The sequence below is a fragment of the Rhizobium sp. Leaf311 genome (assembly GCF_001423445.1).
In the GTDB taxonomy this organism is placed as follows: domain Bacteria; phylum Pseudomonadota; class Alphaproteobacteria; order Rhizobiales; family Rhizobiaceae; genus Agrobacterium.
In genome coordinates this window covers 142,930-168,202 of record NZ_LMNZ01000020.1, presented here as the reverse complement: position 1 = coordinate 168,202, position 25,273 = coordinate 142,930, and the positions used below count along the sequence as shown (strand labels likewise).

Annotated in this window: 20 protein-coding genes; 10 read left to right on the top strand and 10 right to left on the bottom strand. The window is 57.9% G+C overall.

The window, feature by feature from the left end; all coding sequences use genetic code 11:
- The first annotated feature begins 140 nt into the window (after positions 1-140).
- The 6 genes from topA to rpmG all read left to right on the top strand — a co-directional run bounded on the left by topA (position 141) and on the right by rpmG (position 7,791).
- Positions 141-2,858, top strand: a complete 2,718-nt coding sequence (gene topA / locus ASF69_RS17600) for a type I DNA topoisomerase (RefSeq protein ID WP_062589877.1) — start codon at positions 141-143, stop codon at positions 2,856-2,858.
- A complete protein-coding gene (gene rnr / locus ASF69_RS17595; RefSeq protein WP_062589504.1) occupies positions 2,855-5,203 on the top strand; it encodes a ribonuclease R in 2,349 nt (782 codons plus the stop codon). The genes topA and rnr overlap by 4 nt, the downstream gene beginning before the upstream one ends.
- 28 nt (positions 5,204-5,231) lie before the next feature.
- On the top strand, positions 5,232-5,666 hold the full coding sequence (locus ASF69_RS17590; RefSeq protein WP_062589503.1) for a DUF983 domain-containing protein: 435 nt from the start codon (positions 5,232-5,234) through the stop codon (positions 5,664-5,666).
- A 15-nt stretch (positions 5,667-5,681) separates the two neighbouring features.
- A complete protein-coding gene (locus tag ASF69_RS17585) occupies positions 5,682-6,353 on the top strand; it encodes an NUDIX domain-containing protein (RefSeq protein WP_244475512.1) in 672 nt (223 codons plus the stop codon).
- 8 nt (positions 6,354-6,361) lie between these two features.
- On the top strand, positions 6,362-7,534 hold the full coding sequence (locus ASF69_RS17580; protein ID WP_062589502.1) for an MFS transporter: 1,173 nt from the start codon (positions 6,362-6,364) through the stop codon (positions 7,532-7,534).
- A gap of 89 nt (positions 7,535-7,623) precedes the next feature.
- On the top strand, positions 7,624-7,791 hold the full coding sequence (gene rpmG / locus ASF69_RS17575) for a 50S ribosomal protein L33 (protein WP_003496403.1): 168 nt from the start codon (positions 7,624-7,626) through the stop codon (positions 7,789-7,791).
- A 795-nt stretch (positions 7,792-8,586) separates the two neighbouring features.
- Here the strand turns inward: rpmG and ASF69_RS17570 are convergent.
- Together ASF69_RS17570 and ASF69_RS17565 are read right to left on the bottom strand one after the other, a co-directional pair.
- On the bottom strand, positions 8,587-9,954 hold the full coding sequence (locus ASF69_RS17570) for a PleD family two-component system response regulator (RefSeq protein ID WP_062589501.1): 1,368 nt from the start codon (positions 9,952-9,954) through the stop codon (positions 8,587-8,589).
- A 15-nt stretch (positions 9,955-9,969) separates the two neighbouring features.
- Positions 9,970-10,341: a response regulator gene (locus ASF69_RS17565; protein ID WP_003547430.1), complete on the bottom strand. Its 372-nt coding sequence runs from the start codon at positions 10,339-10,341 to the stop codon at positions 9,970-9,972.
- A 129-nt stretch (positions 10,342-10,470) separates the two neighbouring features.
- Here ASF69_RS17565 and ASF69_RS17560 point away from each other — a divergent pair, with 129 nt between their 5' ends.
- The 4 genes from ASF69_RS17560 to ASF69_RS17545 all read left to right on the top strand — a co-directional run bounded on the left by ASF69_RS17560 (position 10,471) and on the right by ASF69_RS17545 (position 13,909).
- On the top strand, positions 10,471-10,779 hold the full coding sequence (locus tag ASF69_RS17560; RefSeq protein WP_062589500.1) for a DUF3572 domain-containing protein: 309 nt from the start codon (positions 10,471-10,473) through the stop codon (positions 10,777-10,779).
- Between the two features lie 75 nt (positions 10,780-10,854).
- Complete coding sequence (locus tag ASF69_RS17555; protein WP_062589499.1) at positions 10,855-12,141, top strand: DNA polymerase IV; 1,287 nt, start codon at positions 10,855-10,857, stop codon at positions 12,139-12,141.
- A gap of 150 nt (positions 12,142-12,291) precedes the next feature.
- Complete coding sequence (locus ASF69_RS17550; RefSeq protein WP_156462104.1) at positions 12,292-13,527, top strand: L,D-transpeptidase family protein; 1,236 nt, start codon at positions 12,292-12,294, stop codon at positions 13,525-13,527.
- Positions 13,528-13,618: 91 nt separating this feature from the next.
- The gene (locus ASF69_RS17545; protein WP_244475511.1) at positions 13,619-13,909 is read left to right on the top strand and encodes a hypothetical protein; all 291 of its coding nucleotides are present in this window, start codon (positions 13,619-13,621) and stop codon (positions 13,907-13,909) included.
- A 24-nt stretch (positions 13,910-13,933) separates the two neighbouring features.
- On the opposite strand, the gene dnaE is transcribed toward ASF69_RS17545, so the two are convergent.
- The 8 genes from dnaE to ASF69_RS17505 all read right to left on the bottom strand — a co-directional run bounded on the left by dnaE (position 13,934) and on the right by ASF69_RS17505 (position 25,267).
- Complete coding sequence (gene dnaE, locus ASF69_RS17540; RefSeq protein ID WP_062589497.1) at positions 13,934-17,428, bottom strand: DNA polymerase III subunit alpha; 3,495 nt, start codon at positions 17,426-17,428, stop codon at positions 13,934-13,936.
- 423 nt (positions 17,429-17,851) lie between these two features.
- Positions 17,852-18,535: an ABC transporter ATP-binding protein gene (locus tag ASF69_RS17535; protein WP_062589496.1), complete on the bottom strand. Its 684-nt coding sequence runs from the start codon at positions 18,533-18,535 to the stop codon at positions 17,852-17,854.
- Positions 18,536-18,550: 15 nt separating this feature from the next.
- Positions 18,551-19,858: a lipoprotein-releasing ABC transporter permease subunit gene (locus tag ASF69_RS17530; protein ID WP_062589495.1), complete on the bottom strand. Its 1,308-nt coding sequence runs from the start codon at positions 19,856-19,858 to the stop codon at positions 18,551-18,553.
- Between the two features lie 20 nt (positions 19,859-19,878).
- Positions 19,879-21,201 carry a proline--tRNA ligase gene (gene proS / locus ASF69_RS17525; RefSeq protein WP_062589494.1) on the bottom strand — a complete coding sequence of 441 codons (1,323 nt, stop codon included), beginning with the start codon at positions 21,199-21,201 and terminating at the stop codon, positions 19,879-19,881.
- A 649-nt stretch (positions 21,202-21,850) separates the two neighbouring features.
- Positions 21,851-22,120: a DUF1467 family protein gene (locus ASF69_RS17520; RefSeq protein WP_062589493.1), complete on the bottom strand. Its 270-nt coding sequence runs from the start codon at positions 22,118-22,120 to the stop codon at positions 21,851-21,853.
- Positions 22,121-22,225: 105 nt separating this feature from the next.
- Positions 22,226-22,630, bottom strand: a complete 405-nt coding sequence (mce, locus tag ASF69_RS17515) for a methylmalonyl-CoA epimerase (RefSeq protein ID WP_062589492.1) — start codon at positions 22,628-22,630, stop codon at positions 22,226-22,228.
- Between the two features lie 34 nt (positions 22,631-22,664).
- The gene (locus tag ASF69_RS17510; RefSeq protein WP_062589491.1) at positions 22,665-24,332 is read right to left on the bottom strand and encodes a ribonuclease J; all 1,668 of its coding nucleotides are present in this window, start codon (positions 24,330-24,332) and stop codon (positions 22,665-22,667) included.
- 164 nt (positions 24,333-24,496) lie between these two features.
- The gene (locus ASF69_RS17505; protein ID WP_062589489.1) at positions 24,497-25,267 is read right to left on the bottom strand and encodes a biotin--[acetyl-CoA-carboxylase] ligase; all 771 of its coding nucleotides are present in this window, start codon (positions 25,265-25,267) and stop codon (positions 24,497-24,499) included.
- Positions 25,268-25,273: the final 6 nt, after the last annotated feature.

The following is a 25,273-nucleotide window of genomic DNA, read 5'->3' as shown; positions in this document are numbered from 1 at the left end:
CATCTGGATGTTATGGCAGAAAAACGCCACTTGCCTCTTGACCCAAACGCATTACCTGTCCATGTCGAAATAAAGGGCGCCCTTTCGCAGATCGAAAATCGCAGGGCATGTTTAACGGGCAAGTTCCGAAAGAAGAAAATATGAATGTCGTCGTCGTAGAATCACCGGCAAAAGCCAAGACGATCAACAAGTATCTTGGCCCCGGCTACAAGGTGCTTGCATCGTTCGGCCACGTTCGCGATCTGCCCGCGAAAGATGGGTCCGTGCTTCCCGACGAGGACTTTGCAATGTCCTGGGAAGTCGATCCGGCCTCGCAGAAGCGCATGAAGGAAATTGCCGACGCCGTAAAAGCCTCCGACGGCCTGTTTCTCGCAACCGACCCTGATCGCGAAGGTGAAGCGATTTCCTGGCATGTTCTCGACCTCTTGAAAAAGAAGAAGGTGCTGGGCGACAAGCCGGTAAAGCGCGTCGTGTTCAACGCCATCACCAAGAAGGCCGTTCTGGATGCAATGGCCGATCCGCGTGACATCGACATTCCCCTGGTGGATGCCTATCTCGCACGCCGGGCGCTGGACTATCTCGTCGGCTTCAATCTTTCGCCGGTTCTCTGGCGCAAGCTGCCCGGCTCCCGCTCTGCTGGCCGCGTGCAGTCCGTGTCGCTGCGGTTGGTCTGCGATCGGGAATCGGAAATCGAACGTTTCGTTTCCGAGGAATACTGGAACATCTCGGCCCTGTTGAAGACGCCGCGCGGCGATGACTTCGAAGCGAGACTCGTGTCTGCCGATGGCAAGCGCCTTCAGGCCCGTGCGATCAAGACCGGCGACGACGCAAACCGCCTCAAGACCCTGCTGGAAGGTGCGACCTACAGCGTCGATACGGTTGAGGCAAAGCCAGTCAAGCGCAACCCCGGCCCTCCCTTCACCACCTCCACGCTGCAGCAGGCGGCCTCATCCCGCATGGGCTTTTCGGCGTCGCGCACCATGCAGGTGGCACAGAAGCTTTACGAAGGGATCGACATCGGCGGCGAGACCGTGGGTCTCATTACCTATATGCGTACCGACGGCGTGCAGATGGCACCTGAAGCCATAGAGGCCGCCCGTCGCGCCATTGGCGACCAGTTTGGCGACAGATATGTGCCTGAAAAGGCGCGGTTCTATTCGACCAAGGCCAAGAACGCACAGGAAGCGCACGAAGCCATTCGCCCAACCGATTTCAGCCGCACGCCCGATCAGGTAAAGAAGTATCTCGATGCCGACCAGTTGCGCTTGTACGAGCTGGTCTGGAAGCGCGGCATCGCCAGCCAGATGGCATCTGCCGAAATCGAGCGGACCACTGTCGAAATCCTGGCTGAGAACAAGGGCGAGAAGGCTGGGCTTCGCGCTGTCGGCTCTGTCATCCGCTTCGACGGCTTCATCGCCGCCTATACCGATCAGAAGGAAGATGGCGAGCAGAGCGACGACAGCGAAGACGGCGGACGTCTGCCGCAGATCAACGCAAATGACGATCTTGCCAAGCAGAAGATCAACGCAAGCCAGCACTTCACCGAGCCGCCACCGCGCTATTCCGAAGCATCGCTGATCAAGAAGATGGAAGAGCTCGGCATTGGCCGTCCTTCCACCTATGCAGCAACGCTGAAGACGCTGAGTGACCGCGAATATATCATTGTCGACAAGCGCAAGCTCGTGCCGCATTCACGCGGGCGGCTGGTGACGGCTTTCCTCGAAAGCTTCTTCACGAAATATGTGGAATACGACTTCACGGCCGATCTGGAAGAAAAGCTCGACCGCATCTCGGCTGGCGAGCTGGACTGGAAGCAGGTCCTTCGCGATTTCTGGAAGGATTTCTTCGCCCAGATCGAAGACACCAAGGAACTGCGCGTTACCAACGTACTGGATGCACTGAACGAAGTTCTGGCGCCGCTGGTCTTCCCCAAGCGCGAAGATGGCTCAGACCCGCGCATCTGTCAGGTTTGCGGCACCGGCAACCTTTCGCTGAAGCTTGGCAAATACGGCGCCTTCGTCGGCTGCTCCAACTACCCAGAATGCAACTATACGCGGCAGCTGAATTCGGATGGCGCAGAGGCTGAAGCCGCTGCGATCAACGAACCCAAGGCGCTGGGTGCAGACCCCCACACGGGCGAAGAGCTGACCTTGCGTTCCGGCCGTTTCGGACCCTATATCCAGCGCGGCGAAGGCAAGGAAGCCAAGCGCTCCTCGCTGCCAAAGGGCTGGAAGCCCGAGGATATCGACCACGAAAAGGCACTGGCACTCATCAACCTGCCGCGCGATATCGGCAAGCACCCCGAAACGGGCAAGATGATTTCCGCGGGCCTTGGCCGCTACGGACCGTTCCTGATGCATGACGGTGGCTATGCCAACCTGGAAAGCATTGAGGACGTTTTCTCCATCGGGCTTAACCGCGCCGTGACCGTGATTGCCGAGAAGAAGGCAGCACCGGGCCGTGGGCGTTCTTCCACACCAGCGGCGCTGAAGGAACTGGGCGACCATCCGGACGGCGGTGCGATTACGGTTCGCGACGGCAAATACGGCCCTTACGTCAACTGGGGCAAGGTCAACGCCACCATTCCAAAGGCGCAGGCACCCGACACGGTGACGCTTGAAGAGGCGCTTGTGCTGATTGCCGAACGGATTGCCAAGACCGGAACGGGCGCCAATGGCAAGCCTGTGAAGGCCAAGAAGGCGGCAGCACCGAAAAAGGCCGCCAAGGCGGATGCCGCCGATGGCGAAACGAAGACCAAGGCCAAGCCGAAGGCAGCTGCAAAGAGCAAAACGGCTGCGAAACCAAAAGCTGCTGCCAAACCCAAGGCGGCACCAAAAGCAAAGAAAGCAGAATCTTGAGCAAAGCACCGCGTAAAACACCCGGTTCTGCGGGAGATGGCTTCGGCCGAACCGGACGCGGGAAAAAAGTTCTGGAATCTCAAGGCATCATTCACGGCGAGGTTCCTCCCCGCGACGTGCTGCTGAAATTCATTGCCGAGCATCCCGATCAGGCTTCCAAGCGGGAAATTGCCAAGGCTTTCGGGCTGAAGGGTGAGGCCCGCATCGTGCTGAAGGCTCTGCTGAAAGAGCTGGAAACCGACGGTATGCTGCACAAGAGCCGCAAGTCGCTGATGCGACCGGGCGGACTTCCGCCGGTTACCGTGCTCGATATCACCACCCGCGACAAGGATGGCGGGTTGATTGGACGGCCAGCCGAATGGCCGGAAGATCAGGGCGCGGCGCCTGCTGTCTCGATCCGCCAGTCTTCGGCAGATCGTCACAAGGGCAAGACGCCGGTCGGCGGCATTGGCGAACGTGTGCTGGCCAAGATCTTCCCATCCAAGGAAGTTGCCGGACCGCCCTATACCGCCCGCATCATCAAGCTGATCGATCGCCGTCAGGGCGCGTCCTTGGGCGTCTTCAAGGAAACACCCGGTGGTGGCGGACGCCTGATGCCGATCGAGCGTCGCGGCGATGAAATGGTCATCGATCCCGATGGCGTGGGCGATGCCAAGGACGGCGACCTGGTCGAGGTCGAAACCTCCCGCAACAGCGGCCGTTATGGCCTGCCGCGTGCCAAGGTCCTCTCTGTCGTCGGTTCCGTGGCGTCTGAAAAGGCGATCTCGATGATTGCCATTCACGCCCATGGCATTCCGCACATCTTCCCGCAGGACGTTCTGGCGGCAGCCGATGAGGCCAAGCCCGCGACGATGTCGCACCGGGAAGACTGGCGCAAGCTGCCGCTCATCACCATCGATCCGGCGGATGCCAAGGACCATGACGACGCCGTCTATGCCGAACTGGACCCCTCGCCCGATAATCCGGATGGCGTTATCGTCACCGTCGCCATTGCCGATGTATCCTGGTATGTGCGTTCCGGCACTGCGCTGGACCGCGAGGCACTGAAGCGCGGCAATTCGGTCTATTTCCCTGACCGCGTCGTGCCGATGCTGCCGGAGCGGATTTCCAACGATCTCTGCTCCCTGAAGGAAGGCGTCGACCGCCCCGCGCTCGCCGTACGGATGGTGTTTTCCAAGGAAGGCCGCAAGGCCAGCCACACCTTCCACCGCATCATGATGAAGAGCGCAGCCAAGCTCTCCTACCAGCAGGCGCAGGCCGCCATCGACGGCAATCCCGACGACAAGACCGGCCCTATGCTGGAGCCTATCCTGAAGCCGCTGTGGCACGCCTACGAAGTGATGAAGATCGGTCGCGACCGTCGCCAGCCACTTGAGCTGGACATGCCGGAACGCAAGATCATCCTCAAGGCCGATGGCACGGTGGACCGCGTGCATATTCCCGATCGTCTCGACGCCCACAAGCTGATCGAAGAGATGATGATTCAGGCCAATGTCTGCGCTGCCGAAACACTGGAAGTGAAAAAGCAGCGGCTGGTCTACCGCGTCCATGATGCGCCGACGATTGCAAAGCAGGAAGTGTTGCGCGAGTTTCTGAACACGATCGGCTTTTCGCTGGTCAAGGGTGGGCAGGTTCGCGCCAATTCCTTCAACGGTATTCTGGCGCGCGCGCTGGATACGCCGCATCAGATCATGGTCAACGAGATGGTCCTTCGCTCCCAGAGCCAGGCCATCTACAGCCCTGAGAATATCGGCCACTTCGGGCTGAACCTGATGAAATACGCGCATTTCACCTCGCCGATCCGCCGTTACGCCGACCTCATTGTACACCGCGCACTGGTCGGTTCGCTCGGCTTCGGCGAAGGCGGCATCACGCCACAGGAAGAGGCCACGCTTGAGAATATCGCGGCGGAAATCTCCACCTTCGAGCGGCGCGCCATGGCAGCCGAACGTGATACCGTCAACCGTCTGATTGCCCACCACCTCTCGCAGCGCGTGGGCGAGGAGTTCGAAGGTCGCGTAGGCGGTGTCACCAAGGCGGGACTTTTTGTCGCGCTGCCACAGTTTGGTGCTGACGGATTCGTCCCTATATCTACCCTGGGGACGGACTATTACATCTATGACGAGGCCCATCAGGCCCTGACAGGTGAAAAAACCGGACTTGGTTACCAGCTTGGTGACACGGTGAAGGTACGTCTGGCAGAGGCCGTGCCGCTGGCCGGGGCCTTGAGGTTCGAGATTTTGAGCGACGGCAAGAAGATGCCGACCGCGACACGCTCCTTCCACAAGACCACACGGCGCAGCGGGCCGACGCCAGGGACAAGACCGCCGCGAAGACGCAGATAACTGCCAAAAGGCATTTAAGGACAAACCCATGACGACGACAGAGACAGTGCAGTATGGTGGAAAACCGGAAGAACGTCCGCTCGGCCGCTCGATCATGCGCGGCATTCTCAGCCGCTGTCCGGCCTGCGGCAGTGGTCGCCTTTTCCGTGCCTGGCTGAAGCCGGTGGACGCCTGCGCTGCCTGTGGCGAAGACATGCACCACCAGCGCTCCGACGATCTGCCACCATACATCTCCATCATGATCCTCGGCCACGTTGCCGTGGGCGGCTTCATGATGACCGACACCGTGTTTATCGTGCCGATGTGGGTCCATTTTGCCATCTGGGTGCCGATTACGATCCTGGTTGCGCTCTTGACGATCCAGCCGATCAAAGGCGGTGTCATCGGCCTGCAATGGGCCTTGAGAATGCACGGCTTCGGGAATGAGCCTGAGAAAAAGCAGATCGACGGATCGTCCCACTGAACTGGCAGAACACAAGTGTCATCCGATAGTCCTGCGGGAAAATCCCCTTACCTGCGTCCGAAGGACGCCGCATCGATCCTGATCTTCGACCGTTCGACCTCCGACCTTCGTGTGCTGATGGGAAAACGGTCGAGTGCGCATGTCTTCATGCCCGATGTCTATGTTTTTCCCGGCGGCAGGCGAGACCCTTCAGACCGCACCCTGCCCTATGGTGCGGATTTGCATCCGACCGTGATGAGCAATCTTTTGCGGGCTACATCGCGTCCGCTGAGCGAAACGGGCGCACGCGCGCTTGCCCTAGCTGCGCTGCGGGAGCTGCAGGAGGAAACCGGCCTGCGGTTTCGCAAGGATGGACAGGAACAGGACCGGCCTGATCTGGCCTCCCTGCGGTTCGTCGCCCGCGCGATCACGCCGCCCGGCAGGGTGCGGCGGTTCGATACCCGTTTCTTCTGCTGCTTTACCGACGAGGCCGGCATAAACCCGGCTGATGCGATGGCCTCGGAAGAGCTGGAAGACCTTGCATGGCTTGACATCGAGACCGCATCCGGTGTGAACATGGCACCCATTACACGCATGGTTCTCGAAGATGTCACAAAGTTCATGATAGGTGATCCCTCCATACAACTCGAAAGCCCGGTGCGACAATATTTTGAGCGTCGTGGCAGTTTCATTCGTGGCTTTTTATAAAGGTCTCCATGCCCCATCCGAATTGCGACGCCGACGATATTCACTGGCCCTCGCTCATCGCCGCCATCTCCGCAATCAGCGCCGTCGGTATAGCCATCGGGCTTGGCCTGCCGCTGCTTAGCATCATTCTTGAGAAGCGTGGCATCTCATCCAGCATGATCGGTCTCAACACCGCCATGGCGGGTGTGGCAGCCATGATCGCCGCGCCTATCACCAGCCGTCTGGCACATGAATTCGGCGTGGCGCGCACGATGATGACAGCCGTCGTCATATCCGCGATCAGCGCGCTCGGCTTTTATTTCGCCGAAGCCTTCTGGATGTGGTTTCCCTTGAGAATCGTCTTCCATGGCGCCACGACCATGCTGTTCATCCTCTCCGAATTCTGGATCAATGCGGCAGCACCTCCCAAGCGTCGGGGCCTGGTGCTGGGCATGTATGCGACAGGCATGGCCGTGGGATTTGCGGGTGGCCCGCTTCTGTTTTCGGCCATCGGCAGCGAGGGGATCACCCCCTTCCTGATTGGCTCGGCAATCATCCTGCTGGCGGCCATACCCATCTTTCTGGCACGGCACGAAAGCCCTGATCTCGACGAGAAGCCCAACCACCATTTCGTGCGCTATATCTGGCTCGTGCCAATGGCTTCAGCCGCGGCCTTCGTCTACGGCTCCGTGCAGGCTGGCGGGCTGTCTCTTTTTCCCATCTATGCAACGCGCGAAGGCTTCACCGAATCGCAGGCCGCATTGCTGCTGACGGTCATGGCCATCGGCAACATGGCATTTCAGATCCCCATCGGGATGCTGTCAGACCGGATCAAGGACCGGCGCATCCTTCTGGGCCTCATGGCGCTGACGGGCGTCATCGGCACGCTTGCGCTGCCCTTGCTGGTGGATAGCTGGGTGCTGCTGTCATCGCTGCTGCTGCTCTGGGGTGGCTGCGTGTCCGGCATGTATACGGTGGGATTGACGCATCTCGGCTCGCGACTCGTCGGTTCAGACTTGGTTGCCGCCAATGCAGCTTTCATTTTCTGCTACGCGGTGGGCACGATTGCAGGGCCGCAAACGGTGGGTATTTCCATGGATTTCCTCGGCACAGACGGCTTTGCCTGGGCTTTGGCCATGTTTTTCGCCCTCTATGTGGTTCTTTCCATTGCGCGTTCGGTTTTCGGATCAAATCGGACTTGACTTTTCAGGCGCGATCCGTAGTTTCGCGCCAGATTTAGCCGGAGCCACACAGCTCCGCGGCTTCACTATTTGTTAAAGGCAGGACGACCATGGCGAAAGCTACAACAATCAAGATCAAGCTGCTGTCGACGGCCGACACCGGTACTTTCTACGTCACCACCAAGAACAGCCGTACATTCACGGACAAGATGACGAAGACGAAGTACGACCCGGTCGTACGCAAGCACGTTGAATTCAAGGAAACGAAGATCAAGTAATTTCCTTTGCATCCCATGCACAGAAACGCGCCCTTGTGGCGCGTTTTTTGTTTTGAGGCTTTCGCGAGATTCCAGCTTTCTTCGCCAGCTTACGTCGCAAGTGAAATCGCGGGGGCAAAGAATGATGATGATTGAGGGTGTGAATGCAGCGCCGGTTGGCGGACTAGAAAAGTGGGTCGACCGGGACAGCTAGGACAGCACGAGGAACCGTTCATTAGCGTCGCCGGTCGACCACCCCAAGACCCAGGAGATGCGGCGGACCTGAGCACCATGGGGTATTCGAAGGACTGGCCCTCCATCTGGAAGACGAGCCGTCTAGTACCTTTCTGGCAGGTTGTCCCACTTAAAGTGTGACAAGTGCAGAAGTTGTATTCTGAAAGTAAGTGTCGCGTATCAAGTGAAGAAAATCAACAAATTATTAATGCAGAACCGAGTTCACCGCGAAATATGGTTAAATATCCAGCCTTGGGACAGAGGAATAACTAAAATACGCCAAAACAATACACAATTAGCCCCTTAGTTTTGAAGGGTTTTGATTGTTATTATAAAATAATAATTTCTAATCTACTTGACGACCTGTGGTTGCCATCAAGTTTCAGAGACGGCGTCATCGAGTATGACAGGCGTCAACGGGCTTTTAACTATAGAAATATCCCGACGAATTTCTCCGCCATCGCAGCAGGCCGCGCAGTATCGGGAATTATTCTTCCAATCTTGACAGATCACAAATGCGATATCGGCCTGGCCGGATGGAGGCGGCAAGCTGTGGCAGGGCAGTTTGTCAGGAAAGCCGGCCTAGGCGGCCGATGCGACGACACGGTTGCGGCCAGCATTCTTGGCTTCATACAAAGCCATGTCCGCCTGTCGCATCAGCTGCTCCGGCGTTTCCACGCTTGGCGAATTGGAGGCGATGCCTAAGGACGCGGTGATGTGCAGCTCCCTGCCAGACCGAAGGACAAAGGGCCGATCTTCCACGATTGAACGCAAGCGCTCGGCCACGGCTGCCGCCAATTCCACCGGGGTGTCCGGCATGACGACGACAAACTCTTCTCCGCCATAGCGGCACGCCAGATCCGCGCCGCGCACGGTGGAGCGGATACGGCTTGCAAATTCCCTCAGCACCTCGTCACCGGCATCATGGCCATAGGTATCGTTGACCTGCTTGAACCGGTCAATGTCGGTCATGCAGATGGATAGCGCTCTCTGGCGTGCGGCTGCGCGGTCGAACAGTATCTTGAGATGATTGTCGAGATAGCGGCGATTGTTGAGGCCCGTCAGGTCGTCAATCACGGCCATTTCGATGGTGAGATTGAGATTTTCCCGCAGGCGGTTGTTGTAGCGCTTGCGCTTGATCTGGGTTAGCGTACGGGCAACCAGCTCGTTAGGATCGATGGGGCGCACGATATAGTCGTTCACGCCAAGCTCCAGCGCGCGCACGATCATGGCTTCGTCACCCTGTTCGGTAACCAGAAGCAGCGGAAGGAACCGCGTGCGTTCAAGCGAACGCAGCTGCGAACAAAGCCGCAGCGGATCGAAGTTGTCGAAGTTCGAGTTGACGATGACCATCTCATAGTCATTTTCCGCAGCTTCAAACAGCGCATTGGCGGGATCCGCAAGTGCCGTGATATCCGCTACCGGCTTCAACGCCTTGATGATGCGCTCCTGCGAGCTTGGACGACCGTCCACAAGCAGCACGCGGCCAGGAAGCGCAATCTGCGCGCCTTCCACGATCGGTTCACCGACGCCAATCGTCGATGCCGTTTCGGCGCGCATCCGCAGCTCGTCGCTCATGGTCTTGAGGCGCACTAGGCTTTTCACGCGCGAAATAAGCTGCAGGTCGTTGACCGGCTTGGTCAGAAAATCATCCGCGCCTGCTTTCAGGCCCCGCACTCGGTCGGAGGGCTGATCCAGTGCCGTGACCATGACGACGGGAATGTGGGCGGTCTTCGGATCGGCCTTCAATCGCTCGCAGACTTCGAACCCGTCCATATCAGGCATCATCACGTCCAGCAGGACGATATCCACCTGCTCCTTGCCACATATGGCAAGCGCGGTCTTTCCGTCCTCTGCGCACAGCACATCGAAATACTCGGCCGAAAGCCTGGCTTCGAGAAGCTTCACATTTGCAGGGATGTCATCAACGACCAGAATTCTCGCAGTCATTCGCCTGCCTTTGCCCTATGCATCGCCAAGATAAGTTTTAATTGTTTCTATGAATTTTGGTACGGAAATCGGTTTGGAAACATAGGCCTCGCAACCGCCCTGGCGAATGCGTTCCTCGTCACCCTTCATCGCAAATGCCGTCACAGCAATGACGGGAATGACATGAAGTTCGTCGTCTTCCTTGAGCCACTTGGTAACTTCGAGGCCGGAGACCTCAGGCAGCTGAATATCCATCAAAATAAGATCGGGGCGATGCTTGCGGGCCAGGTCCAGTGCTTCCATGCCATTGCGGGTCTGGATGGTTGTATAGCCAGACGCCTCGATCAGGTCGCGAAAGAGCTTCATGTTCAGCTCGTTGTCTTCAACTATCATGACCTGTTTAGGCATGGGATGAGTCCTTGTTTCGCTTTGAAACCATTTCATAGGCATATAGTGTGCCAGAGAACCGATTCCATTATCCCCCAACGCGTTACGCTAGTGAGATTTGGTTGAGAAATAGGTAACTGCGGTAAACAAATGTTGCGTGATAAAAAAAATGACAGGCAGCCAGTGAAGGATCCGCATGAAACGGCGGTCGCCATACTTGGCTGGCTTGCCGGTGAACCGGATATGCTTGCCCGTTTTCTAGCACTGACGGGGGTGCAGCCCAACATGTTGCGCCAGGCCGTCAATGATACTGGCTTTCTTGCCGCGCTCACCGATTTTCTCATGAGCCACGAACCCGACCTGCTCGCCTTTTGCGAAGCGACCGGAACCAGGCCGGAAGACGTACAAGCTGCATGGCACCATTTCTCCGGACCGGGTTTGAGTTCTGGCGAATATTGAGTGTGAGTCGTCCTCTATTGAGGTGTCTCTCATATCATATTATGGTGCAGAATGTTCTCTTTTTGTTTCTGAGCCATGGCCCCTGCACTCTCGCATTACGATCCCGGTTTTTGCCGTGACTGTCTGGCTGGCCAGCCGGAGGGATTGAGACGTTGCCGCACCTGCGGCAGCCCTCGCCTCGTCTATCACGACGAACTCTACGATCTGCCGATCGCCCATATCGATTGTGATGCGTTTTACGCCGCAGTGGAGAAGCGGGATAATCCCGATCTCGCCGACAAGCCCGTCATCATCGGCGGCGGCAAGCGCGGCGTTGTCTCGACCGCCTGCTACATTGCCCGCATTCACGGTGTCCGCTCCGCCATGCCGATGTTCAAGGCGCTGGAGGCCTGTCCGCAGGCCGTGGTGGTGAAGCCGAACATGGAGAAATACGTCAAGGTGGGACGCGAAATCCGCCTGATGATGCAGGACCTGACACCACTGGTGCAGCCCATTTCCATAGACGAGGCCTTTCTCGATCTCTCCGGCACCGAGCGGCTGCACCATGACCCGCCAGCGCGGGTTCTTGCCGCTTTTGCGCGACGGGTCGAGAAGGAAATCGGCATTACTGTTTCGGTCGGCCTTTCCTACTGCAAGTTCCTGGCGAAGGTGGCTTCCGACCTTAGAAAACCACGCGGCTTTTCGGTCATCGGCGAAAAGGAAGCCGTGAGCTTTCTCGGTCCCCGACCGGTGACAACCATCTGGGGCGTGGGCAAAGCCTTTGCGGCAACGCTGGAGGCCGATGGCATCCGTGTCATTTCCCAGTTGCAGGATATGCAGGAAGCCGACCTGATGCGCCGCTATGGCATGATGGGTCAGCGCCTGTTCCGGCTCTCGCGCGGGATTGATGACCGCGATGTCCACACCAACGACCCGGCCAAGAGCGTCTCTTCCGAGACGACCTTTTTCAACGACATCTCTCGCTATGAGGATCTCGTTCCCGTCTTGCGCTCACTCTCCGAAAAAGTCGCATGGCGGCTGAAGAAGAACGAGGTTGCGGGCCACACCGTCGTTCTCAAGATGAAGACCGCGGATTTCAAATCCCGCACGCGCAACAAGCGTTTGGAAGATCCGACACAGCTTGCCGACCGAATCTTCCGCACTGGAATTTCCCTGCTGGAAAAGGAAACGGATGGCACGAGCTTCCGGCTGATCGGAATTGGCGTGGCGGACCTGTGTAACCCTACCCTTGCCGATCCGCCCGACCTGGTGGACCGGCACGCCGGGCGACGCGCTGCGGCAGAAGCCGCCATGGACAAGCTGCGAGACAAATTTGGCAAGGGTGCGGTAGAAACCGGCTACACCTTCGGCGTTAAAAAATAGCGCGATACACATAGTCGTGATGACATTTAAAAGTTTCCTTAAATTTGATCCCATAGGCTGAAGCAGAACAGTTCGCGAAGGGTTTCAAACCTTGTCGCGGCTCCCGTGCCGTTCATCATGGCATGTCTTGTATCGCGTTGGAGTGACATGATGTTGCGTGCCTTTTTGGGAGCCTGTCTCCTTTCGACATCCGTTTTTGCACAGACAGCTTTCGCCGACGATGCGCGAAGCCTGCAGGTCGTGGTCTCCAAGAGCGAGCAGACTTTGTCGCTCTACGAAGACGGCGCGCTTATTGCGACATCATCTGTGTCGACCGGCAAGGCAGGCCATGAGACCCCAAGCGGCATCTTCTCCATTCTCGATAAGCGTAAGTACCACGAATCCAACATCTATTCGGCAGCCCCCATGCCCTTCATGCAGCGGCTGACATGGTCCGGCATTGCGCTGCACGAGGGCCACGTCCCGAATTACCCGGCTTCGCACGGCTGTATCCGTCTGCCTGCAAAATTCGCCAAGACGCTGTATGGGCAGACCGGGCGCGGCGTTCACGTCATCATTTCCGATGCGGCCGTTTCGCTTCGTCGGGTGGATCACCCTGCCCTGCTGCAGCCCAAGGACACGTCGCAGGATGGGCTGATGCTTTCGGATGTGGAGCTTCGCCCAGCAAGTTTTGATGCCTCGTTGAAGTTGGTCGAGGTCGCCGTCAACGAGACCACCAGTTCCGTCAAGCCTAAGCCCGTTGCCGAGAAAAACCGCTCACCTCTGCGCATTCTCATTACCAGGCGCGGCGACCGGGAAAAGATCATGGATGTGCAGCATCTGCTCACCAACATCGGCTTCGATGCGGGCGCGGCGGATGGCTATATCGGCCAGATGACAATCAGCGCCGTCAATGGCTTCAAACGCTGGAAAGAGATGAAGACGACCGGGCCACTGCTGACGGACGATTTCATCGACGCGCTCTATGCATCCACCGGCGCCGACGCGCCCCCGAACGGCCAGATCATGGTGCGCAGGGACTTCAAGCCGTTGTTCGAAGCGCCAATCCATATCAAGGACCCGCATGTGGCTCTTGGCACCCACTTCTTCGAAGTCATCGATATCGACCACGATAGCGGTAAGGCTCAGTGGAACGGGCTGACGCTGGACAATCACCTGCCAGCGGCAGCGCGCCGGCGGCTGGGAATCGAGACTGCAGAGGCGCCGGGCGGCTCCGACCAGTTGCGGGCAGTTCTCGACCGGATCGAAATACCGCAGACCATCCGCGACCGGCTGGAAGCGGAGCTTGCCACCGGCAGCTCCATCACCGTTGCCGACCTCAGCCACGGGCTGGAAACCGGTCAGGGAACCGATTTCATTACACTGACGAGAGACGGCTCTCTGTAAGCCAGCGGCAGGCTCGGGCAACTGGACGGCGGGAACGGAATTCCGACCCTCCGCGTTGACATGGCTCTTACCAAAGCTTGGGAGCCGGGAAATGAAAATCAGATATTTGGCTGCGGCAGTTCTGGGATTGGCCTGCGTTTCGGCAGCGGAATCACCGAAAAATTACAGCGTCTATGCCGGACCGGATGTGGTCAGCGATCCCATTCTTGTCGACGTTTATGGTCGCGCCGTCATGAAGTGCTCGGCGGAGGCCGCGACACCACCACGCGGCACACCCTACACCACATCCTACTACTATAACGCGGCGCTACGCTCCTGTCTGTCGCGCCACGGCTTTACCGACAAGGGCGCGTTTGCCTATCCGGCAAACAGCCTGTTTTAAAGCCGGTCTGTAGTTTCAGGCCAGCTAGATAAGCTCGACATCGATTACACCGGAAGCGGAGCGGAACGCTGCTCCGATTTCCGGTGAGATGCGATATTTCCCGGGTAGTTCGACCTCGATTTCCCTCTGACCATCATCCTTAATCAGAACAAAATAGACCGAGCCGTCTCCCTTGTTGAGATGGTGCGCCAAGGTCTTCATCGGCCCGGAATCGCGCAGGTAAACCCGAAGCGCCTTCTGCATCTGCACTGATTTTTCTTCCAGCGATTGAGCGGTCTGGATGCGCAGACCAATGCCTTCCGGACGCTCTTCCGCCTGCACCGTGATAACCAGCGATTTTCCGACCTCAAGGAGATCGCGATATTGGCCGAGTCCCTCGGAAAACAGGACCGCTTCGTACTGCCCGGAGGCATCGGAAAAGGTCACGATACCCATCTTGTTGCCGGTTCTGGTCTTGCGCTCCTGCTTGCCGGTGACCGTGCCCGCGAGACGGCCGGCGGTCGCACCCTGTTTCACCGAGGCGGTAAAATCGGCGATGTTCTGCACACGCAGCTTGTCCAGAATGGCGCGGTAGGTATCGAGCGGATGCGCGGTGAGGTAAAAGCCGAGAACCTGATATTCCCGCAGCAGCTTTTCCGATGCGAGCCACGGTTGATAGGCTGGCAGAACCAGCTTTTCAGGGCCGCTCGCGCTGCCGGAGCCGAACATGTCATGCTGGCCGCTGACGCGACGGCTCTGCGCCAGCTGCGCATAGCCGATGATGCGATCCAGCCCGCCGATAAGCTCTGCCCGGTCCTTGCCAAAGCAATCAAAAGCACCGGCATTGATGAGACTTTCCAGAACGCGCCGGTTGACGTGCTTGGGGTCTATCCGCAGGCAGAAATCCTCGAGACTTGCGAATGGCTGGTCGCCACGCACTTCCACAATGTGATCGACCGCGCCTTCGCCAACGCCTTTCAGCGCAGCCAGCGAATAATAGATGCGGTTTTCGCCCGGCTCGAACCGGCGGTGTGACGTCTGCACCGATGGCGCGACGATCTCGATACCCATCCGCCCGGCATCCTGACGGAAATCATTGAGCTTTTCCGTGTTCGCCATATCCAGCGTCATGGACGCTGCGAGGAACTCCACCGGGAAATGGGCCTTCATATAGGCCGTCTGGTAGGACACGATGGCATAAGCCGCCGCGTGGGATTTGTTGAAGCCGTAATTGGCGAACTTGGCGAGAAGATCGAAAATCGTATCGGACTGGGCCTTGGACACGGAGTTGCGCATCGCGCCTTCCACGAAACGCTCGCGCTGCTTGTCCATCTCCTCCTTGATCTTCTTACCCATGGCGCGGCGCAGAAGATCGGCTTCACCCAGCGAATAGCCGGACAGGACCTGGGCGATCTGCATCACCTGTTCCTGATAAACGATAACACCCTGCGTTTCCTTGAGAAGATGATCGATGGTCGGATGGATCGACTCGATTTCCTCTTCGCCATGTTTGCGGGCGTTGTAGACCGGGATATTCTCCATCGGACCCGGGCGATAAAGCGCCACCAGCGCGATGATATCCTCGATACAGTCCGGCTTCATGCCAATGAGAGCCTTGCGCATACCGGCACTTTCCACCTGGAAAACGCCGATGGTTTCACCGCGCGACAGCATCTCATAGGTCTTCTGGTCATCCAACGGGATAGCCGCCAGATCCACCTTCACGCCCGTCTTGGCAACGAAATCCACCGCGACCTTGAGAACCGTCAGGGTTTTGAGGCCGAGGAAGTCGAATTTGACGAGGCCTGCGCTTTCCACCCATTTCATGTTGAACTGGGTCACGGGCATGTCCGAGCGCGGGTCTCGATACATCGGCACCAGCTTTGACAGCGGGCGGTCGCCGATGACAATACCGGCGGCGTGCGTCGACGCGTGGCGGTAAAGCCCCTCGATCTTCTGGGCGATATCCAGAAGCCGGGCAACGACGGGTTCCTTGTCGGCCTCTTCCTGAAGCCGCGGCTCTTCCTCGATGGCTTTGGAAAGCGGCGTGGGATTGGCCGGATTGTTGGGCACCAGCTTGCAGATCTTGTCGACCTGACCATAGGGCATTTCGAGCACGCGGCCTACGTCACGCAACGCCGCACGGGCCTGCAACGAACCGAAGGTAATGATCTGCGCCACCTGTTCGCGCCCGTATTTACGCTGGACGTAACGGATAACCTCTTCGCGTCGATCCTGGCAGAAGTCGATATCGAAGTCGGGCATCGAGACGCGTTCCGGATTGAGGAAGCGCTCGAACAGGAGCGAGAAACGCAGCGGATCGACATCGGTAATGGTCAGCGCGTAAGCCACCAGCGAGCCCGCACCCGAACCACGGCCCGGACCGACGGGAATATCCTGCTGCTTTGCCCATTTGATGAAGTCGGCAACGATGAGGAAGTAACCGGGGAACTTCATGCGCTCGATAACGCCGAGTTCAAAATCCAGCCTGTCGCGATATTCCTGCTCTGTATATCCCGGCGCCATTCCCAGCGAAGCCAGTCGGTGGTCCAGCCCCTCGACGGCCTGACGTCGAAGCTCGAGCGACTCGGCGCGCTCTGCCTCCTCCGGGTCGTCGCTGGCACCGGTAAAACGTGGCAAAATCGGCCCGCGTTTTTTCAGGACATAGGAGCAGCGCTGCGCAATTTCGATCGTGTTTTCAAGCGCTTCGGGAATATCGGCAAACAGCGCCATCATCTCTTCGCGGCTTTTCAGATAATGGTCCGGCGTCAACCGAAAGCGCGTGTCATCAGACACGATGGCATTGTGGGCAACGGCCATCAGCGCATCATGCGCTTCATAATCGGCGCGCGAGGGAAAGAAAGCCTCGTTGGTGGCAACCAGCGGCAGATCGTGCTCGAAGGCAAGCGAGATCACGCGGCGCTCATGCGCACGGTCAAAATTTCCCTGACGCTGCAGTTCGACGTAAAGACGGTCGCCAAACAGGTCTTTCAGGGTCAACAGCCGTTTTGCGGCAAGACCGGCATGACCGTCTCTCAGCGCCATATCGATAGGCCCGGTAGATGCGCCCGTCAGAACGATCAGCCCACTATTGTCACCCTCTTCCAGCCAGGATTTCCTAATGCTGACCGCATGACCTGTGCCCTCGCCATCGAGATAGGCGCGGCTGATCAGATCCACCAGCCGCTCATAGCCCTGCGCATCCGCCGCAAGAACCACGATAGAGGGCAGCTTGGCGAGATTGTTATTGCCCCGCTTGTCGTCGGTGGCATCCTGCATGTCGATGGACATCTGGCAGCCGATGATGGGCTGCAAACCTTCGTCACGCGCCTTTTCCGAAAACTCGAGCGCGACGAAAAGATTGTTCGTATCGGCAATGGCAATGGCGGGCTGGCCATCGCTGACGGCTTTCGCCATGATCTTCTTGAGCGGCAGAGCGCCTTCGAGAAGCGAATAGGCAGAGTGCACCCTCAGGTGAACGAATCCGGGTGTTTTCAACCTATCTGCGGGCTGTGATCCGCCGACAATAATCTCACCCATATGCACAAATCCCGCTTATTCTGAATCAACGGGATTTTCGGATTTCCTGGAGGCAAAGTCCACTGCCTCAGGCAAAGTTTACATGCCAATTCCAAGGGAATCGGCTATTCCCGATCACATGGAAGTGAGAATGACCGAGAAGCTGGCGACGAAGACAGCGATGGAAGCGAATGCAGCGATGTCACGGATGATGTCAGTCATTTGTCTCTCAATACTCTTTATGTTCTAACTTTGTTCTCATTTGGTTCTATTGTCAACTGCTTATTTGCGCATGTCATATTGCGAACGCCGATGGAGTCGCGGCGGTTCCGCTCTCACGTCGCGGCAAGCCGTTGAGTCCCAAATGAAAAACCCCGCACAGCGGATGCTGTACGGGGCTTAAGGATCGGACGTTCTGTGATGCGCGAGGCTGGCAGAGCTCCATCAGAACTCTATGATCTTGCCTTCGCTGAGCGTTACACGGCGGTCCATGCGACCGGCAAGTTCGTGGTTGTGGGTCGCGATCAGCGCCGCAAGGCCCGACTGGCGTACCAGCGCTTCCAGCGCGCCGAAAACGTAGGACGCGGTTTCAGGATCAAGGTTGCCCGTCGGTTCATCAGCGAGCAGAAGAAGCGGTGCGTTGGCCACGGCACGGGCAATGGCAACGCGCTGCTGTTCACCGCCAGAAAGTTCCGACGGACGATGATCGGCCCGGTGACCGATGCGCATGTAATCAAGCAGCGCCTTGGCGCGCTCGCTGGCTTCCGCGTGCTTCAAGCCGGAAATAAGCTGCGGCATCATGATGTTTTCGAGCGCCGTAAACTCCGGCAGCAAATGGTGGAACTGGTAGACGAAGCCGATATCGCTGCGGCGAATAAGAGTTCGCTCCTCATCTGTGAGGTCACCGCAGGACCGTCCATTGATGACCACTTCGCCCGCATCCGGGTGTTCCAGCAAACCCGCAAGATGAAGCAATGTCGACTTGCCCGTGCCCGAGGGGGCGACAAGCGCGACGATTTCGCCACTCTTGAGTTCAAGATCCGCATTCTTCAGGATGGAGAGGCTGTGCTCCCCCTGCCCGTAGGTCCGTTCCACGCCGGAAAGCTTCAACGCTGTTTTTTGTGCCATGGTGTGGGGCAGTCCTTATTCGTATCGCAGGGCTTGGACCGGATCGAGCTTGGATGCCCGCCATGCCGGAAAGATCGTGGCCAGGAAAGACAGACCCAGCGCCATGAAGACCACGGTCATCGTCTCGCTCAGCTGCATTTCCGCCGGTAGCTGGCTGAGGAAGTACAATTGCGGATCGAACAGCACCGTCCCTGATATCCACGAGAAGAACTGGCGGATCGATTCCACATTCAGACAGACGAGCACGCCGAGGCCGACGCCCGCAAAGGTTCCGACGATACCGATCGCAGCCCCCGTCATGAAGAAGATGCGCATGATCGAGCCGGAGCTTGCGCCCATGGTTCGCAGGATGGCGATATCGCTGCCCTTATCCTTCACCAGCATGATGAGGCCGGAGATAATGTTGAGCGCCGCCACAAGCACGATGAGTGTCAGGATCATGAACATGACGTTGCGCTCCACCTGAAGGGCGGAGAAGAAGGTCTGGTTTCGCTGTCTCCAGTCGGTGATATAAATCTGCCGACCGGCAGCCGTCTCCACCAGCGGCCTGATGCCATCGACATTGTCCGGGTTGGAAACAAAGAGTTCAATCGACTGAACGATGCCCTCGTTGTTGAAATAGAGCTGTGCCTCGGACAGCGGCATATAGATCATCGACGCGTCATATTCCGACATGCCGATCTCGAAGACGCCGGAAATCGTATAGGACTTCACACGCGGATTGACGCCCATCGGCGTCACGTCACCCTCCGGTGATATCAGGGTGATCTGGTCACCCGCCGTCACGCCCAGCGAAGACGCCAACCGCGAGCCGACAAGAACGCCCTGCCCCGACATGAAGCCGACGAGATCGCCCACCTTGATGTTGCCGGAGACTTCCTTGATCTTCTCGATGTCTTCCGAGCGCACGCCGCGCACAAGTGCGCCGCTGCCGGCGCCGCCGCGACCGGATGCCAGCGTCTGTCCTTCGACCAGCGGCAGGGCCATGGTCACGCCCGGCACGGCTGCAAACTTCTTGGCCAGATCGTCATAGTCCTTCAACGGCTGATCGATTGGCTGGACAATCATGTGGCCGTTGATGCCGAGAATCCGGGAGATCAACTCCGTACGAAAACCGTTCATGACAGCCATGACGATGATGAGAGTCGCAACGCCCAGCATGATGCCGACGAAGGAAAACCCTGCGATGACGGAAATGAACGCTTCCTTGCGGCGCGAGCGCAGGTAGCGCCAGGCTACCATGCGCTCGAAGGCCGAAAATGGCCGGGCGGCTGCGCCCTTTACGGAGGAGCCTGCACCGTTATCAGCCTCGGCTTTTGCCATGTTTTCTCCCTGTCGGCTTCTCAGCCAAGTACCCTGTTCATTGCCGCTTCGACGGTCACGGTTTCGCGTGCGCCCGTCTTGCGGTCCTTGACTTCAACCTCGCCGGAAGCAACGCTGCGCGGCCCGACAATGATCTGCACCGGCACGCCAATGAGATCGGCGGTGGCGAATTTCTGACCGGCGCGGTCGTCCGTATCATCATACAGAACATCTTTGCCAGCGTTGGACAGCGAGTAATAGAGCTTCTCGCAGGCGGCATCACAGGCCGCGTCGCCAGCCTTCATGTTGATGATGACAACATCGAATGGCGCGACCGATTCTGGCCAGATGATTCCGTTTTCATCATGCGATGCTTCAATGATGGCGGGAACAAGGCGGGTTGGCCCGATGCCATAGGAGCCCATGTGGACAAGGTGTTCCTTGCCGTCAGGCCCCTGCACCTTCGCACCCATCGGCTCGGAATATTTCGTGCCGAAATAGAAGATGTGACCGACTTCAATGCCGCGCGCCGAAAGACGTTCGCCTTCGGGAATGGCATTGAAGGCAGCTTCATCATGCATTTCGGAGGTGGCGGCGTAATCCGTCGTCCACTCGTCGAATATACCCTGCAAGCCTGCAACATCATCGAAATTGGTATCGTCGGCAGGAATACCGCGATCCAGGAAGCTCTTGTGGCAGAACACTTCCGACTCACCGGTATCCGCCAGAATGATGAACTCATGGCTGTGGTTGCCGCCAATCGGACCGGTATCGGCACGCATCGGAATGGCGCGCAGGCCCAGACGCGAGAAGGTGCGCAGGTAAGCCGTGAACATCTTGTTATAGGAGTGGATCGCGTCTTCCTTGGTCAGGTCGAAAGAATAGGCATCCTTCATCAGGAATTCGCGCGAACGCATGGTGCCGAAACGCGGCCGCACTTCGTCACGGAATTTCAGCTGGATGTGATAGAGGTTCAGCGGCAGGGTCTTGTAGGACTTCACGTAGGAACGGAAGATATCCGTGATCATCTCTTCATTGGTAGGACCATACAGCATCTGGCGATCCTGACGGTCCTTGATACGCAGCATTTCCTTGCCGTAATCATCGTAACGCCCGCTTTCCTGCCACAGCTCTGCAGACTGCAAGGTTGGCATCAAAAGCTCGATGGCGCCAGAGCGATCCTGCTCTTCGCGGATGATCTTGTTGACCTTGTCCATGACGCGTTTGCCGAGCGGCAACCATGAATAAATGCCCTGGCTCTGCTGGCGCACCATGCCGGCACGCAGCATGAGGCGGTGCGAGACGATTTCCGCTTCCTTGGGATTTTCCTTGAGAATGGGCAAAAAGTAACGGCTGAGACGCATGGCAGTTTCCATTTTGTGACGAACCCTCGCGCCTGCGCGGGAATCGCCGGAATAACGGGATAATTGCGCCGTACATAGCGGTTTCCTTACCAGAAGGAAACCCGCGTCACGCGGCGGAACAGCGCTTGCCGCACCGCTGAGAGATCAAGGCCAAGCGAAACAGAAGAAAACCATTTTTTCGCGTTTTTTCCGCCATCAACATCGCGGGTATGTCAGCTTTATGTCAGTTTCGCGATACAGCTTTCGCCCCGGAACGGTTACAGGAGGAATAATTTTGCACGGATGGTGCGACATATCGCATCAAGAGAAATTTTTTGCCGACTGTAACAAAAATGCAAAAAATTTGATGACAAGTTTCACTCTTTGGGCTAGTTTCAGCTCACAAAAGAGGCAGGAAGTCTAAATTCTTGCCGATTTCGCGGTCAGTCTTGGGAGGATGAGATCTTAGGCGCGTTCATTCGCTGCCCCGGCAACGGTTACAGATCACGCGAAACTGAAAAACAAGGCTGAAATGCCTTGTTTTTTTTTGCCTTTTTGCAAGATGGCACCAAATCACCAAAACAAATCAAGGCTATTTCATGTCTGTCAACGCGTGGCGCCGCTTCTGCGCGATGTATGGCGGTTATACATGACAACCAGATGACAAAAATCAGTCGTAAACGGGGATAATCCGTGGCAGGTCATCGAGGCTGACCCCAAAGTACCAGGTTCCCAGATACCAGAGGCCGCAGATAACTGCTGCAACCACCGTCGTCGTCAGGATGATCTGCACGCCCTTGAAGCGCGCCGGGGCGCTGGCCACCGTTCCCACAGCCACGTCGCCATCCTCAGACTGCGTGCGCAGGCCGATGGGCAGCACGATGAACAGGACTGTCCACCAGACGATGAAATAGACGGCAAATGTTGAAAGCCACTGCATAACCGACGTCCTCACAAAATCCCGGATGGTCTTCCGGCTTCTCCGGCCTGTCCACCGGATATCGCACTTAGCGCAAAATCACGTTGGCCTGAAGTCAGCCTGTGTTCAAATCTGCTCAAGCTCTATCAGGGTGCCACAAAAATCCTTGGGATGCAGAAACAGGACAGGCTTGCCGTGCGCTCCGGTTTTTGGCGCTCCATCACCTAGCACGCGGGCACCCTCGCCTTTCAGGCGGTTGCTTGCTGCGATGATGTCATCGACCTCATAACATATGTGGTGCATCCCACCCGCCGGATTCTTGGCGAGAAAGGCTGCGATTGGAGATCCCTGTCCCAATGGCTCCAGCAGTTCCACCTTGGTGTTGGGCAGTTCCACAAAGACAACTGTCACGCCGTGTTCGGGCAACGCCTGGGGCTGCGAGACCGCAGCACCCAAAGTGTCCCGGTAGGTCGCGACAGCCGCTTTCAGATCCGGCACGGCAATCGCGACATGGTTGATACGACCCAGCATGTTTCCTCCCCGAAACCTTGCTTGAAACCGGCCGTCAGACCTTCGTCACGAAAACCGTAACGATGGGCTTCTTGCCCCAGACCTGATTGGCGGTTGCGCGAACGGCACGGCGCACCGACTCGCGAACGACATTCAAATCCTTGCGACGCGCCCGCGGTATGCTTTCGACAGCACCGAGAACGGCGTCATACAGCGTGTCTTCCATGGCTTCGCCTTCATCATCGAACTCTGGCAAACCAAAGGGAACGACATCGGGATCACCGAGGAAGTCATACCGGCTGTCCAGCACGACATTGACAGAGACATGACCGGCAAAGGAAAGCTTGCGCCGATCGCCGATACCCATCTCCTCGAAATCGCCCACCAGACGGCCATCCTTGAAGACGCGACCATGCGGCGCATCATCGATCACCTCTGCAGGGCCCGGCGCCAGACGCAGAATATTGCCATTGCGGACCTTGGGAACCTGCGCAATACCGGCCTGCTCCGCCAGCTCCTTCTGCGCGACGAGATGAGCGGCCTCGCCGTGCACCGGCACGAGAATCTGGGGCTTCACCCACTCATACATCTGCAGCAATTCATTGCGGCGCGGGTGGCCCGACACATGGACCAGCGCCTCATTATCCGTGATGATATGGACGCCCTGCTCTATCAGGCCATTCTTGATATCGAGGATGGCCTTCTCATTTCCCGGGATGGCGCGTGAGGAAAACACCACGGTATCGCCCGATGCCAGGGCTACATTGCGCATTTCATCACGCGACAGCTTGGCGAGTGCGGCGCGGGATTCGCCCTGCGAACCCGTCAGGATGACCACTACCTTGTTGCGCGGAATATAGCCGAACTCATCCTCGGCCAGAAACGGCTTGATGCCTTCCATGATGCCAAGATCATGGGACACGTTGACGACGCGTTTCAAGGACGATCCCAGCAGCAATACTTCGCGCCCTGCCCGCTCGGCGGCCTGGGCAATGGAGCGAATACGCCCAACATTCGACGAGAAGGTGGTGATCGCCACGCGCCCCTCGGCATTCTCGATGATCTGGCGAAGCCCCTCCGACACCTGTTCCTCGGACGGCGAAACACCATCGCGCAGGGCATTGGTGCTGTCGCACATCATTGCCAATACGCCCTCCTGACCGATGGCACGAAACCGCGCTTCGTCAGTCAGCGGACCCAGAGATGGGGCGTGGTCGATCTTCCAGTCGCCCGTGTGGACGGCATTGCCAAGCGGTGTGCGGATGACAAGCGACATGGGCTCCGGGATCGAATGGTTGACGCCAATGGCTTCGATCTCGAACGGGCCGACATTAATGCGATCTCCCGCCTTGAACGGGGTGATCGGAATTTCGGCCCGCGTTCCCTCATAATCCCGCTTGGCTTCCAGCATCCCGGCAGTAAAGCCGGATGCATAGACCGGCACGTTCAGGCCAGGCCACAGATCATTCAGCGCGCCGTAATGATCTTCATGCGCGTGGGTGATGATGATGGCCTTGAGGCTGCCGCGCTGCTCCTCGATGAAGCGGATATCGGGAAGCACGAGATCCACGCCCGGCAGATCCAGCCCGGCGAAAGTAACGCCGCAGTCCACCATGATCCACTGCCGCTTTGCAGCAGGCCCATAGCCATACAGCGCCAGGTTCATGCCGATTTCGCCTACGCCGCCAAGCGGCAGGAATACAAATTCGTCGTTCGTGGTCATCAGCTTCTACATCCAATCATGCGATGCATCGCCACGTCTCCCGACACGGCAATGGGGGAATGCACCATTTTGTCATTCGCACGAACGGCCGATGCCAGCCGCCGCGCTCCTGCATTTACCGAGCAGCAGGAATGCTCCAGATCACCATGGTGAACTTCGGCGCTTCAAGCACCGCCCGGCTCACCCCAAAACACATCGCCAGCCGCAATCGAGCGCAGTTGGCCCTCATCTTCCTGCAGCAGAAGAAAACCTTTATCATCAATTCCGGCAAAACGCCCGCGCAGAGAGCGATCGGGAAGATTGACCGTGATCGCTTCCCCGATGCCGCAGGCTGCGGACCGCCATAGGCGCATGACTTCGGCCACACCCTCGCCGCCGTTCCATATCGAGAGAATGTAAGCTATTTCCCGAAAAAGATGTGCAAAAACCTCTTCAGGGCTGGCTGAAACACCGTGCTCGCCAAGCCGCGTAACCGGATAAGCCGGGCTATCCGGCATATGCGCTATATTTATACCAATGCCGATCACCAGCGCCATGCGTCCATCTGGAAGCGTTTCGGCCTCCAGCAGAATACCGCAGGTTTTTTTACGGCCAATCAGAATATCGTTCGGCCACTTGATTTCCAGCGGCGCGCCGCCGGGCGGAAGGACCGCCCCGACAGCCCGGTAAACGGCAAGGGCAACAGCGAGTGGCAGGGAACCAATGTGTTCGGGAGGAGCAGGATCGATCAGGAGGAGTGAGGCATAAAGGTTGCCAGCTTCGGAAACCCATAATCTGCCGCGACGGCCACGACCACCGGTCTGACGCACCGCCGTGATCCAGAGGTTGCCAGCGTCACCCGCCTTAGCTCTCGCAAAGCACTCGGCATTGGTGGATGAAGTCTCGCCTAAAGCTTCGTGCCGGAAGTCTTCGAGTGACACCCGGCCCGTTTTCATGCGTCT

Coding starts and splice junctions, on each gene's coding strand:
- mce (WP_062589492.1), bottom strand. CDS start 22,630: ATGCTGGGTCGTATCAACCATGTCGCGATTGCCGTGCCGGATCTGAAA.
- ASF69_RS17560 (WP_062589500.1), top strand. CDS start 10,471: ATGTTGCGTGATAAAAAAAATGACAGGCAGCCAGTGAAGGATCCGCAT.
- ASF69_RS17565 (WP_003547430.1), bottom strand. CDS start 10,341: ATGCCTAAACAGGTCATGATAGTTGAAGACAACGAGCTGAACATGAAG.
- ASF69_RS17570 (WP_062589501.1), bottom strand. CDS start 9,954: ATGACTGCGAGAATTCTGGTCGTTGATGACATCCCTGCAAATGTGAAG.
- ASF69_RS17545 (WP_244475511.1), top strand. CDS start 13,619: ATGAAAATCAGATATTTGGCTGCGGCAGTTCTGGGATTGGCCTGCGTT.
- ASF69_RS17590 (WP_062589503.1), top strand. CDS start 5,232: ATGACGACGACAGAGACAGTGCAGTATGGTGGAAAACCGGAAGAACGT.
- ASF69_RS17535 (WP_062589496.1), bottom strand. CDS start 18,535: ATGGCACAAAAAACAGCGTTGAAGCTTTCCGGCGTGGAACGGACCTAC.
- ASF69_RS17550 (WP_156462104.1), top strand. CDS start 12,292: ATGTTGCGTGCCTTTTTGGGAGCCTGTCTCCTTTCGACATCCGTTTTT.
- proS (WP_062589494.1), bottom strand. CDS start 21,201: ATGCGTCTCAGCCGTTACTTTTTGCCCATTCTCAAGGAAAATCCCAAG.
- ASF69_RS17510 (WP_062589491.1), bottom strand. CDS start 24,332: ATGACCACGAACGACGAATTTGTATTCCTGCCGCTTGGCGGCGTAGGC.
- ASF69_RS17530 (WP_062589495.1), bottom strand. CDS start 19,858: ATGGCAAAAGCCGAGGCTGATAACGGTGCAGGCTCCTCCGTAAAGGGC.
- ASF69_RS17580 (WP_062589502.1), top strand. CDS start 6,362: ATGCCCCATCCGAATTGCGACGCCGACGATATTCACTGGCCCTCGCTC.
- ASF69_RS17520 (WP_062589493.1), bottom strand. CDS start 22,120: ATGCAGTGGCTTTCAACATTTGCCGTCTATTTCATCGTCTGGTGGACA.
- topA (WP_062589877.1), top strand. CDS start 141: ATGAATGTCGTCGTCGTAGAATCACCGGCAAAAGCCAAGACGATCAAC.
- dnaE (WP_062589497.1), bottom strand. CDS start 17,428: ATGGGTGAGATTATTGTCGGCGGATCACAGCCCGCAGATAGGTTGAAA.
- ASF69_RS17555 (WP_062589499.1), top strand. CDS start 10,855: ATGGCCCCTGCACTCTCGCATTACGATCCCGGTTTTTGCCGTGACTGT.
- rpmG (WP_003496403.1), top strand. CDS start 7,624: ATGGCGAAAGCTACAACAATCAAGATCAAGCTGCTGTCGACGGCCGAC.
- ASF69_RS17505 (WP_062589489.1), bottom strand. CDS start 25,267: ATGAAAACGGGCCGGGTGTCACTCGAAGACTTCCGGCACGAAGCTTTA.